The organism is Verrucosispora sp. SN26_14.1, from assembly GCF_004307965.1.
Classification (GTDB): domain Bacteria; phylum Actinomycetota; class Actinomycetes; order Mycobacteriales; family Micromonosporaceae; genus Micromonospora.
Genome location: NZ_SISL01000195.1, coordinates 1 through 10,684, shown reverse-complemented (window position 1 = coordinate 10,684; position 10,684 = coordinate 1). Strand labels below are relative to the sequence as shown.

Below are 10,684 nucleotides of genomic sequence, written 5' to 3'. Positions count from 1 at the left end.
GGCGCAGTTGACCGCCACGGCGGCCGCGCTGCGCCAGGCCGCCGACCGCTATTCCGACACCGACTCCGCCGCCTCCCGCCGGCTGGCCGGGGAGAGGTGATGGACGCCCTGGACCGGCTCGCCGAGCCCGGGATCGACCTGCTGCGCCGGGTCGACACCCTGCTCGCCGCCGGGGCTCCGGAGGGCCACCGGGTCTGGCCGTTGCTGCGTCGGATGCAGGTGCTGCCCGGCGACGCACTGCGCAGCTTCCTCGACCTGCGGGCGGCACCGTTGGCCGGTGCCGGGCACACGGTGCGCCGGCACGTGCACGGGTACGACCACGCCTGCGCCACGCTGACCGATCCGCTGCTCTGGTCCGGGCCGGCCGCCGCCGCGTACGGGCAGTCCCGCACGATGCTGCTGCGCCACCTCGACGACGGCCCGGAGAGTCTGGTCGGGCGTCTGGAGGCCACCGCCGGCTACGCCGACGCCCTCGCCGACTGGGTGGAGGGCAGCCGGCTCACCGTCGCCCGCACCCTGGCCGAGGTGATCGGCTCGGCCGAGGCGGTCTCGGTGGTGGCGGCCACCTCCATCACCCGCGAGCCGCCGCACTCCGGGCCCTCGTCGCCGGGCACTGCTGCCGCCGCCGAGATCGCGGCCCGGGTGCTGGCCGTGCTCTGCGTCGCGTACGACGGGGCGGAGACGCTCCTGCGGCAGTGGGCGCCGAGCCTGGCCGAGTCCCCGTTGCGGACGACGTCGACCCGGTTCCGCCCCGGCACCGCCCCGGGCGGGACGACCACCCGCGTCGGCTGGTAGCAGCACGGCCGGACGTCCCGGCCGGGCTCGGCCGGTGAGCGGGGCCCGCTGGCACGCAGCACGGCGCCGCACACGGGAACCCGATCGGGCCCACGCGGCGGCGCCGTGACTTTCCTGCACCCCCCGCAGGTCTGTTCCACACTCAACGCTGTCGAGCCCCGTTTGTCCCGTCCGTGACGGAGTATTCAGCCGTCCGGTCGCCATCGTCGTACCGGTCGGTGACACGGGATCGGTCGAGTCGACAGTCATGGATGATTACGCGGTGCGGTCACCCGTCACGCCGGCCCGACGGAAATCCGGCGGCGCGTCGTAGGGTGAGGAGCATGGGCATGCTCTGCGCGGTCAGCTTCCAGCGGTACGGGCGTCTCTACTACCTCGACCCGGGTGGCTTCCGACCGCAGGTCGGCGACAAGGTGCTGGTGCCCACCGACGACGGGCCCGAGGTGGCGGAGTGCGTCTGGGCCGCGCAGTGGGTCAGCGACGACACCGAGGGCTTCCCCCGGCTGGCCGGGCTGGCGCAGGAGGAGGATCTGCGCCGGGACGAGACGCTGCGGCGCCGCAAGGCGGAGGCGAAGGTCGCGGCGAAGCGGCTGATCCGCGAGCACGGCCTGCCGATGAAGGTGGTGGCGATCGACCACGTGCTCGGCAGCGCCGACGGCGGCGGCGAGCGCAGCACCGTCTATTTCACCGCACCGCACCGGGTGGACTTCCGCTCCCTGGTCCGCGATCTCGGGGCGACCCTGCACTGCCGGGTGGAGTTGCGCCAGCTGTCGGCCCGTGACTCGGCCCGGGTGCAGGGCGGCATCGGCTCCTGCGGGCGTGACCTCTGCTGCGCCACCTTCCTGAACGACTTCGAGCCGGTCACCATCCGAATGGCCAAGGACCAGGACCTGCCCCTCAACCCGCTGCGCATCTCCGGTGCCTGCGGCCGGCTGATGTGCTGCCTCAAGTACGAGCACCCGCTCTATCAACGCTTCCAGGAGTCGGCGCCGGAGGTCGGTAGTCGCGTCTCCACCCCGAAGGGGGAGGGCCGGGTGGTCGGCCACAGCGTCCCGCGCGACGCCGTCACCGTACGCCTCGACACCGACGGCTCGCGCTCCCTCTGCTCCCGCGCCGACGTGTGCGGCTCACGCCAGGCGTACGACAGCCGTGACCAGTCCGGCCCGGAGGGCGTGACGCCCCGGCGCTGACCGTTCGGGACGCTGCTCGCCGTGCCCCGCTGGATGTCCTGCGGCGATGGGTGTGCGGTTCACCGAGCTGCGTGGGGCCGGTCAGCGCAGGACGACGGGAGGTTCGGCCAGCCGGGGACGCAGCGGGCGGCCCGGGGCGAGCCAGGATGCCTCGGGCGATTCGTCGGGGTTGACGCGCCACCGGCGGCCCACCCGGTCGACCGCGATCGGATAGAGGGTGAGCGTGCCGTCCGGGTCGATGCGCATCCGCACGAAGCCCTTGGCGTCCTCGATGCCCTGACCGGCGAAGAGTTCGTTGACGTTTACCCCGAAGGCGCTCGCCACCAGCAGGTACGCGGCCACCAGTTGGCTGGCCACCAGGCCGATCACCGGCAGATAGATCGTGGCGGCGGCCACTGCGGGCAGCGGCCACGGCCAGTCGTGGAACGGCAACGACACCCACGCCCAGGTGCCGGCGGCGGCCAACCCGACGTGGGCCAGCCCGTGCCCGACACCCAGCAGCCAGTGCCGGACGTGCCGTTTGCCGCTGGAACTGGGCGGCTTCGCGAACAGGGCCGCCGCGAGCACGGTCACCAGCACCATCATCACCAACGGCACGCTGAACAGTCGCTGCTCCGAGGCTTCCGCACGGAAGTCGGTCACGCCGGCCATGGAGAGCATCAGCAGGGTGTGCAGGATGCCCAGCAGCGTCGAGAAGCCGGGATTGCGCAGCGGCAACCGGCCGAAGATCCCCCAGCCGTACCGGCGGGAGCGGGCCGCGTCGGGGTAGCGGGCGGCCAACTCGTACGCGCGAGAGGGGCTGGAGCGGCGGGCCAGGGTGTCCCGGGGCGGCACCTCGATCTGCTCGGGCAGCTTGTGCGTCGGGTAGAGGTACGCCCCGCCGCTGCCCGAGGTGACCAGTTGCCGGCCGTCCGGCCCGGTGTAGCGGGCGTAGTGGTGCAGGTCGCCGGAGATCAACAGGCGTACCTGGGCACCGGTGGGCGCGACGATGGTCCGGATGAAATAGTCGATCGAGTCGTACGCGGTGGGCTGGTCGACGGCCTTCACCCAGGCCGGAGCCGGCACCGCCAGGATCACCCTGCTCTGCGGGCCCAGTTTCTCCGCCACCGCGTCGAAGTAGGTGAGCTGCGGGTCGTCGACGTACGAGCCGGACTGGTCGTCGAGCCCGAGCAGCCACCAGTCGGCGGGCAGTTCGGCGGCGAAGTACGAGCGGGACTGGCCGGTCCGCCAGCCGCCGAAGTGGCGGTCCCGGGTGCGGACGAACAACCGCAGGAACGCGGTCAGTCCGTCGTACCAGTCGTGGTTGCCCGGCACCGCGAAGATCGTCGGCTGCTCCGGCGGCGTGGTCGGCAGCGCCGCCTGGTACGGCCCCTTGCACCGGTCCTCGTACGCCTCGTACGCCGCCGACGGGTAGACCTGGTCGCCGCCCATCACCAGGGTCTGCGCCCGGGGCAGCCGGTGCCCGTCCACCTCCAGCTCGCGCTGCGCGAGCAGGTACGCCACCGAGTACGTGGCGTTGAAGCCGTCGCCCAGGTCGGCCACGTAGTCGAGCCAGAGCCCGCCGTCCGGCCCGACCTGACGGGCGACCTCCGCGTCCAGCGCCTTCTGGAGTTCGCGCTTGTCCAGGTACGCCCCGAACAGCATCGCCAACAAGGTCCGCAGACCGGTGCTGATCAGCAGGAACGGTGCGAGCCACGGCACCGGCTTGCGCGGCGTGAAGCCCAGCTCCAGCGGATCGGTGCTGCGCGGCCGTCGCGCCGCCCGCCCTCCGGAAGCCTCCTCGGCGTACGTCCCGAGTGGCGCCGCCCGGCCGCCGGCCGTCACCGGCTCGGGCGCGTGGTGGCTGTCGGCCTCGGGACGCGTACCGTCACCGGGCAGGGGGTCGAACGGTTCGTCGCGGGGGATGTGGTCGTCGGTCACCCGCCGGAGCGTAGTGCCGCGCGGTGTGCCGTGCCGAGCCCGAACGCGCCCGATGTCCGGTCCGTCGAGTCCGGGGAATCCCGCTCCGCCCCGGCCTGGTGCGTGCCGTATACTTGGCGATCGTTGCCGCCTTAGCTCAGTCGGCTAGAGCGACGCACTCGTAATGCGTAGGTCGACGGTTCGATTCCGTCAGGCGGCTCGGATAGCGAAGGCCCTGGTCGGCACCACTGACCGGGGCTTCTCGCATCTGCCGACAGATCAGCTCGCCCGGCGCTCAGTTGCACCATCCCGTTGCAGTAACGCCGCGAGGTTGCCGTCCATCAGCGCGCTGACGGCCCGGTCGACCGCCTCGCGCTTCGTCCGCTGAGTCCGAGGAGCCACCGGGCGGCCTGCTGGCTGCCACCGCATGATTTGATCACTCGGCCGTACAGGCGGAGTGTGCCCACGGCGCGGACGGAGATCCACAGGGTCCGCCGGGCTGTCGCGTTTCCAGTGGGACGACCGGCACGCGGCGCAGCGGGGTTAGCGGACAGGCCGGAAGTGTTGCTCCAGCCTGCCCGCAACCGTCGCTACGGCGTAGGTGAAGGCGAACTCCCGCCGTAGTCGCCGCCCAGGAGCGCCCCGCCGAAGATCGAAAACAAACAGCCCGCGCAGCAGAGTGCAAGCAGGACCGGCCCCGCGATCCAGAAGAAGATCGCCCACACGCCCGTCGTTGTCGCCCGGTTAGATCGCTGCTGAACGAACACCACCGGCGGTAGCTGTGGCGGGTGCTGCTGCGGCGGGTAGGGCTGCTGCTGGTGAGGCGGCTGCCGGTACGGGTCGTGAGGATGCATTCGACCATCGTGACCACGCTTCGCAGTTGATCGGTACCTCCAATCGGATCGATGCGTGCCCCCGAAGCTGGCGAGGTGAGCCGCCTGTGAGGTGACCGAGGAATCCCGGGAGCCAGACGCCTTTTCTCTATGCAGATCGAGGTGCACTACCCCGTCTTCGCCCTCATCGTCGTCACCCCGAGCGGGCCGGCCAACATGCTCCTCATCGCCAGCGGATCACGTCGGCAGGCCACCCGCAGGCGATCTGCTGTGGCCTGCCGACGCCGAGCACATCCGCCCGCCACGACCCGCTCGCGGCCAGGCCGGAAGTGGCGCTCCGGCCTGCCCGCCCCGAAGCGACGTAAAGCAGCAGGTAGCTCGCTGGGCTCCCCAGCCCAGAGGCCCTTTCCTATGCCTTCACGCAGAGGTCACCGGTTGAAACCCGGGAGTCGCCACCACAGCACTACGAATTCGACACGCCCTCGTTGAAGCCTTCGTTGAAACCCTCCATGAACGCCGAGAAAGACCCGGTCAGCAGGCACCCCGCACAGCACAGCGCGATCAGAATCGCCGGCACCGCGATCCACAAGACGATCGCCCACCCTCCCAGCCCAGCTTTGTTCGGCTGCTGCTGGACATACACCATCGGCGGCGGCTGAGGCGGGTACTGGTGCGGCGGATAGTGCGGCTGCTGCTGGTACGGGTCGTGAGGATGCATCCGGCCATCGTGACCACGCACCGACTCGCGCGGTACCACCGATCGGTACATCCTGGATCACCGAAGAGGGCACACCGAAAGGCGGGGAGCGCAACAACGAGGGGAGTCAAGAATCCGCACGAGCCGCCGCGGGCCGACGACGGCGAACCCACGGGTCGGCAAGCCGCTGGCTGCTGCCCGCAGCGGCGGGTCACCGGTCCGACTCCCCGACGGCGGCTCCCACCCCCTGTCACAGGTGGCGCCCATACTCGACGGCATCCCCACGATCGCGATGCCAGCCGGAGGTCCCGCCGTGCCGTACACACCAGTCGTCGTCAGCCTGCCGATCGCCGACCGGCAGGTCTCGCACGACTTCTACCGGGCCGTTCTCGGTCTGGCCACGATCGGTGAGCCGGCCGGGGACGGCCTGCCCGAGCCGTTGCAGTTCGAGGTCAACGCCGGGTTGCGCCTGATGCTGGTGCCGACCGGTGGCTTCGGCTGGGTGCTCGGCGGCCGGGAGGTGGCCGACCGCCGGCACACTGAGTGCGTACTCGGGTTGACCGTGGACGGCCCGGCCGAGGTCGGCAGCCTGGTCTCCCGCGCGCGTGACGCCGGTGCGGAGGTGGTCACCGAGGCGGGGCCGCAGCCCTGGGGATACGCGGGCACGTTCGCGGACCCGGACGGCCACCTGTGGATGGTCACCGCCGCCGGTGCGGCCGGTCAGGAGGAGTAGAGCCTGCGGGCGTACTCCGGTCCGTAGTGGCGCTCCAGGTCGGCCAGGGTCTCCACCGGGTTCTGCACCTCCTTGATCAGGCGGGCGGTGCTGGGCAGGGGGTCCGCCGGCCAGCTCTCCGGCTTCCACAGCGCGGAGCGGAGGAACGCCTTCGCGCAGTGGAAGAAGACCTGCTCGATCTCCACCACCACGGCGAGCACCGGGCGGTGGCCCTTGACCACCATCTGGTCGAACCAGGGCGCGTCGCGCAGCAGCCGGGCCCGCCCGTTGATCCGCAGCGTGTCGCCACGCCCCGGGATCAGGAAGATCAGCCCGACGTGCGGGTTCTCCAGGATGTTGCGGTAGCCGTCGGCGCGCTTGTTGCCGGGGCGCTCCGGGATGGCGATGGTCCGGTCGTCCAGCACGAGGGTGAAGCCGGCCGGATCACCCTTGGGCGAGACGTCGCAGGCGCCGTCCGCCCCGGCCGTGGACACCAGACAGAACGGCGACGCGGCCAGCCACTGCCGGTCGCGCTCGTGCAGCGTGGTGCGTTCCTTCTCGGCGGCGCGGGGTGTCGGGGTGCCGAGCAACTCGCGTAACTCCACCACCGAAGTGATCTCTGCCGTCACTGTGTGCCTCCCCGTGAAGTTGAACCCGGTGGCGGCATCCAGGCGGGAAACCGCCACGGCCAGTGTAGGCGCGCCTACTGTGATGAGCTGTCTCCCCTGATGGGGGAGGGTGTGACCGCAGCACGAGCCGTCGACGGCGAAACGACCCGAGCAGTGGAGGCCCGGAGCATGGAGAGCCGACTCAAGGTACTGGGTCATCCGGTGCATCCGATGCTGGTCATGTTCCCGGTGGCCCTGCTGGTCACCACCGTGCTGTTCGACCTGATCGACACGCTCGGCGGGCCACGGTTCCTCGGCGAGGTGGCGTACTGGAATCTCACCGTCGGGTTGGTCGGCGGCCTGCTGGCCGCGGTCGCCGGGGCCTTCGACCTGCTGGCCATCCCCGCCGGGACCCGCGCGAAGCGGGTGGGCATCACCCACGCCGTGGCCAACCTCGCGGTGATCCTGCTCTTCGCCGCCGTCTGGGTGGTACGGCTCAACGCCGAGTCCCGGGCCGCCGGTGGCGCGCTGATCGCCATCGAGGTGGTGGCGCTGGGCATCCTCGGCGTCAGCGCCTGGCTGGGCGGGGAACTCGTCGACCGGCTCGGCGTCGGGGTCGACCGGGACGCCCACCTCGACGCGCCGAGTTCGCTGCGGCCGGCGTCGGCCGGACAGCCGACGGGAGGTGTGCGATGACCAGGAACTGGCGCGGCGGTCAGCAGGGCTGGGACCCGATGGGCGAGTTGCAGTCGCTGCGTGCCGAGCTGAGTCGGCTGCTCGGTGGCCGTCCCGGGCCGCCCGAGGTCGAGTTGGGCGAGATCCCCGACGGCTGGGAGGTGGTGGTCAGGCTGCCCGGCGTCGCGCCCGAAGAGGTGGCGGTCGAGTTGGACGACCGCGAACTGTGCGTACGGGCTCGGACGGAGGCCGAGGTCAACGCCGATCACGGCATTCCCGGAGGTTTCGAGACGCGCGGCTTCGAGTACCGCATACCGCTGCCGTCGCGGGTCGACCCGGAGGGCATCGACGCGGTGATGGACCACGGCCTGCTGCGGGTACGGCTGCCCCGGGCCACCCGGCCCGCGCCCCGCACCATCACGGTCGGCCGCACCGGGCCGTACCCGACCGCTGCGGGTACGCCCCGTGGTGCCGACCCGGCGGCGGACCGGGAACTCCACCGGCCGGACGTCGCCCCCGGCGAGTACGAGCGGTAATCCCCTGCCGTGGCCGCTCCGGACCTGCTCGCCCCGGCCACCGGGCTGGTGCCCGACGTGGCCCGGATCGCCGTACTGCGGGCCAACGCACTCGGTGACTTCATCTTCGTGCTGCCCGCGCTGGACGCGTTGCGGACCGCGTACCCGGGGGCGGAGATCGTGCTGCTCGGCGCGCCGTGGCACGCGGAGCTCTGGACCGACCGGCCGGGTCCGGTCGACCGGGTGGAGGTGGTGCCGCCGGCCCCGGGCATCCGGGCGGCGGGCTCCGGCGAACCCGAGGCGAGCATGGTCGAATTCCTGGCCGCCGCCCGCGAACAGCACTTCGACCTGGCGCTGCAACTGCACGGAGGCGGGGCGAACTCGAACCCGCTGGTCGCCGCGCTCGGTGCCCGGGTCACCGCCGGACTACGCGCCGAGGACGCCCCGCCGCTGGACCGGTGGCTGCGGTACGTCTACTACCAGCCGGAGGTGATCCGCTACCTGGAAGCGGTGGCGCTGGTGGGTGCCTCGGCGACCACGATCACCCCGACGTTGGCGGTGACCGAGGCGGACCGGGCCGAGGCCCGCAGGGTGCTCGGCGAGCCAGCTCGCCCCCGGGTGGCACTGCATCCGGGTGCCACCGACACCCGGCGTCGCTGGCCCACCGACCGATTCGCCCGGGTGGCCCGGATGCTGCACGCCGACGGGTACGAGGTGCTGGTCACTGGTACCCCGGCCGAGCAGGAGGTGGTGGACCAGGTGGTGGCGGCGGCCGGGGTGCCGGTCCGGCCCCAGGTGGGCACGCTCAGCCTGGGCGGGCTCGCCGGCTGCTACGCCGACTGCGAGTTGGTGATCTCCAACGACACCGGCCCGCTGCATCTCGCCGGTGCGGTCGGCACGCCCACGGTCGGCGTCTTCTGGGTCGGCAACCTGATCACCACCGCCACCGGACTGCGTGGACGGCACCGACCGATCACCTCGTGGACGGTGCACTGCCCGGTCTGCGGGGTGGACTGCACGCCCGGGATCTATCCGCACCGCCCCGGCGACGGCGACTGCCCGCACCGGGACTCCTTCGTCACGGACGTACCGGTCGTCGAGGTGCTGGAAGCCGCCCGCGAGCTGTTGTTCCGCTAGAGACGAATGTAAGGAGGGGACCCCTACTAACGCCTGGTGTATAGGAAGGGTCCCCTCCTTACATCCGGGGGTCGGCGAGGACCACTTCCCACGCCTCGACGTCGCGTTCGGTGACGGTGGTCGGTGACTCCAGGTGGTAGGCCCCGCTGGGCAGGACACCGGCGCCGCCGTGCCGCGCCATCACGGTGATCTGGGCGGCGACGTCCTCGCCCTGATGGCGCTCGTGCACCCGCCGCCAGAACTCGAAACCGCCGCACTCGACCAGCTTGGCGCGGTCGTACAGGACACAGCCGCCGACCCAGGAGACCTGGTACGCCCGCCAGCTCCCCGGCGGCAACTCCAGCGCCTCGGTGACGTGCAGCAGGTTCGCCGCCGAGTGGATCTGCGCCCGGTCCCATTCGGGAGTGCCCGGGCGGACGTGTTCGGGCACCGGTCGGCCGGTCCACTCCCGGTAGTGCCGGTGCGTCTGCGGGCGTACGTCGTCCAGGTACGACAGTCCGTGCACCGCGTTGCCGACGAAACCGCAGCCCAACTCCTCGATCGCGGTGACCAGCCGGGCCAGTGTGCCGGGTTCCAGCCAGACGTCGTCGTCGAGGAAGAGCACGTACCGGGCGGTGGACGCGGCGAGCAGGGCGGCCCGGTGTTCGGCCAGCCCGCGTCGGGGCAGCCGACGGGTCAGCAGCACCGGATGTCCGCGATAGCGCAGGGCACGGACCATGGTGGCCGCGGCCGGGTGGGCGTACCCGGGGTCGCCGTCGGACTGGTCGCTGACCACCACCCCGAACCCCGGCACCCCCTCCTGGGCGGCGAGCCCGGAGAGGGTGACGGCGAGTTCGGCGGGCCGGTCCCGGGTCGGGACCAGGACGTCGAGCAGACGGTCGGCGCGGAAGGCCGCGTGGTCGCCGGTGTCGAGCGGTCGGTTCACGGCGCCTTGCCGGTGGTCGGCGGGACACCCGCACCGGGCGCGGTGACCGGCTGGCCCACCTCGACCGCCTGGCCCGAGCCGACCGCCCGGCCCGCATCGACCGAGTCGCCCGCCTGACCCGCGTCGACCGAAACGGCCGTGTCGACCGAGCCGGCCGTGTCGACTGCGGTGCCCTGGCCGTGGGCCCGGATCCGCTCGATGATCGCCGAGGTGGAGCGGTCCGGCACGTACCCGAGTGTGCGGACCTGCCCGCCCAGCCGCTGCACCAGCGGTGCCTCGGGTACCAGGTCGGGCGGGTAGTCGCCGCCCTTGACGTAGACGTCCGGGCGGATGGCCTCGATCAGACCGGCCGGTGAGTCCTCCTCGAAGACGACCACGTGGTCGACACAGGAGAGCGCGGCGAGCAGGGTGGTGCGGTCCTCCACCGGGTTGACCGGCCGGTCGGCGCCCTTGAGTCGGCGTACGCTGTCGTCCGAGTTGACGGCCACCACCAGCAGGTCGCCGAGGGCGCGCGCCTGCTCCAGGTACCGCACGTGGCCCCGGTGCAGCACGTCGAAGCAACCGTTGGTGAACACGATCGAGCGCCCGTTCCGCCGATGCTCCGCGATGATCCCGGTCAGTCCCTCGGCGCCGACCAGCGCCGAGTCGCCCGGCGTCGGGTCTGTCTCTTTTACACTTCTGCCGCTGCCGACGAAGGC

The 10,684-nt window shown here is 71.9% G+C and carries 11 protein-coding genes and 1 tRNA gene; 7 read left to right on the top strand and 5 right to left on the bottom strand.

What is annotated here, in order from left to right:
• The first annotated feature begins 99 nt into the window (after nt 1-99).
• The gene (locus EYA84_RS17910) at nt 100-795 is read left to right on the top strand and encodes a hypothetical protein (RefSeq protein WP_131054207.1); all 696 of its coding nucleotides are present in this window, start codon (nt 100-102) and stop codon (nt 793-795) included.
• 323 nt (nt 796-1,118) lie between these two features.
• Complete coding sequence (locus EYA84_RS17905) at nt 1,119-1,985, top strand: regulatory iron-sulfur-containing complex subunit RicT (protein ID WP_131054206.1); 867 nt, start codon at nt 1,119-1,121, stop codon at nt 1,983-1,985.
• Between the two features lie 81 nt (nt 1,986-2,066).
• Here the strand turns inward: EYA84_RS17905 and EYA84_RS17900 are convergent, their stop codons facing one another.
• Nucleotides 2,067-3,905, bottom strand: coding sequence for a metallophosphoesterase (locus EYA84_RS17900; RefSeq protein ID WP_131054205.1), 1,839 nt, complete (start codon nt 3,903-3,905; stop codon nt 2,067-2,069).
• A gap of 125 nt (nt 3,906-4,030) precedes the next feature.
• Here EYA84_RS17900 and EYA84_RS17895 point away from each other — a divergent pair.
• A tRNA-Thr gene (locus EYA84_RS17895) sits at nt 4,031-4,104 on the top strand.
• 1,076 nt (nt 4,105-5,180) lie between these two features.
• Here the strand turns inward: EYA84_RS17895 and EYA84_RS17885 are convergent.
• Nucleotides 5,181-5,435, bottom strand: a complete 255-nt coding sequence (locus tag EYA84_RS17885; protein ID WP_131054203.1) for a hypothetical protein — start codon at nt 5,433-5,435, stop codon at nt 5,181-5,183.
• A 292-nt stretch (nt 5,436-5,727) separates the two neighbouring features.
• Here EYA84_RS17885 and EYA84_RS17880 point away from each other — a divergent pair, with 292 nt between their 5' ends.
• Entirely contained in the window at nt 5,728-6,147 is a 420-nt protein-coding gene (locus EYA84_RS17880; protein WP_201272413.1) for a VOC family protein, read from the top strand.
• On the opposite strand, the gene EYA84_RS17875 is transcribed toward EYA84_RS17880, so the two are convergent.
• Nucleotides 6,135-6,755, bottom strand: coding sequence for a pyridoxamine 5'-phosphate oxidase family protein (locus EYA84_RS17875; RefSeq protein WP_131054202.1), 621 nt, complete (start codon nt 6,753-6,755; stop codon nt 6,135-6,137). The genes EYA84_RS17880 and EYA84_RS17875 overlap by 13 nt on opposite strands.
• 168 nt (nt 6,756-6,923) lie before the next feature.
• Here EYA84_RS17875 and EYA84_RS17870 point away from each other — a divergent pair, with 168 nt between their 5' ends.
• Genes EYA84_RS17870 through EYA84_RS17860 form a run of 3 tightly spaced genes read left to right on the top strand, consistent with a single transcriptional unit; the run spans nt 6,924 to nt 9,061 of the window.
• On the top strand, nt 6,924-7,430 hold the full coding sequence (locus tag EYA84_RS17870) for a DUF2231 domain-containing protein (protein WP_131054201.1): 507 nt from the start codon (nt 6,924-6,926) through the stop codon (nt 7,428-7,430).
• Nucleotides 7,427-7,945, top strand: a complete 519-nt coding sequence (locus EYA84_RS17865) for an Hsp20/alpha crystallin family protein (RefSeq protein ID WP_131054200.1) — start codon at nt 7,427-7,429, stop codon at nt 7,943-7,945. The genes EYA84_RS17870 and EYA84_RS17865 overlap by 4 nt, the downstream gene beginning before the upstream one ends.
• A 9-nt stretch (nt 7,946-7,954) precedes the next feature.
• Nucleotides 7,955-9,061, top strand: coding sequence for a glycosyltransferase family 9 protein (locus EYA84_RS17860; RefSeq protein ID WP_131054199.1), 1,107 nt, complete (start codon nt 7,955-7,957; stop codon nt 9,059-9,061).
• 58 nt (nt 9,062-9,119) lie between these two features.
• On the opposite strand, the gene EYA84_RS17855 is transcribed toward EYA84_RS17860, so the two are convergent.
• Nucleotides 9,120-9,986, bottom strand: a complete 867-nt coding sequence (locus tag EYA84_RS17855; RefSeq protein ID WP_131054198.1) for a glycosyltransferase family 2 protein — start codon at nt 9,984-9,986, stop codon at nt 9,120-9,122.
• Nucleotides 9,983-10,684, bottom strand: a 702-nt coding sequence (rfaE2, locus tag EYA84_RS33525; protein WP_236145826.1) for a D-glycero-beta-D-manno-heptose 1-phosphate adenylyltransferase, incomplete at its 5' end; no start/stop codon positions are given. The genes rfaE2 and EYA84_RS17855, both read right to left, overlap by 4 nt.

Excerpts from the sequence above, each read along its gene's own strand:
- EYA84_RS17910 (WP_131054207.1), top strand. The coding sequence starts at position 100 with ATGGACGCCCTGGACCGGCTCGCCGAGCCCGGGATCGACCTGCTGCGC.
- EYA84_RS17905 (WP_131054206.1), top strand. The coding sequence starts at position 1,119 with ATGGGCATGCTCTGCGCGGTCAGCTTCCAGCGGTACGGGCGTCTCTAC.
- EYA84_RS17885 (WP_131054203.1), bottom strand. The coding sequence starts at position 5,435 with ATGCATCCTCACGACCCGTACCAGCAGCAGCCGCACTATCCGCCGCAC.
- EYA84_RS17870 (WP_131054201.1), top strand. The coding sequence starts at position 6,924 with ATGGAGAGCCGACTCAAGGTACTGGGTCATCCGGTGCATCCGATGCTG.
- EYA84_RS17865 (WP_131054200.1), top strand. The coding sequence starts at position 7,427 with ATGACCAGGAACTGGCGCGGCGGTCAGCAGGGCTGGGACCCGATGGGC.